This is a genomic window from Paraburkholderia sp. SIMBA_054 (assembly GCF_046534875.1).
In the GTDB taxonomy this organism is placed as follows: Bacteria; Pseudomonadota; Gammaproteobacteria; order Burkholderiales; family Burkholderiaceae; genus Paraburkholderia; species Paraburkholderia hospita.
The window spans coordinates 1-238 of the sequence record NZ_JAWRXV010001664.1 but is presented as its reverse complement, the minus strand read 5'-3'; the positions used below and the strand labels follow the sequence as shown (position 1 = coordinate 238).

1 protein-coding gene is annotated in these 238 nt (G+C 58.0%); it reads left to right on the top strand.

Going from position 1 to position 238, the window contains the following annotated elements; translation table 11 throughout:
• Nucleotides 1-53: 53 nt before the first annotated feature.
• Nucleotides 54-238 (top strand): hypothetical protein (locus SB822_RS60750; RefSeq protein ID WP_410859606.1); only part of this gene is annotated, 185 nt, incomplete at its 3' end.

Here is a 238-nt window from a genome sequence, read left to right as displayed (position 1 = left end):
ATATTTTATTGGGTCGTACCGGCGCGGGATCGTAAAGTCCGGTTCCCTGTGCTTTGGACGACGTCGAACTGGGGTTCGGGAGAACCCGCAACCTGGCTGCTTCGCTGATCTTCGTCAGCGGGGTGTGGCCGGAGAGAAACGTCAGGGAAGCCTACAGAGCCATGACACAACCGACTGTAACGCGCCAGCGTCCTTTGTCGCCGCACCTGTCCATCTACAAGCCGGTCATTACGATGAC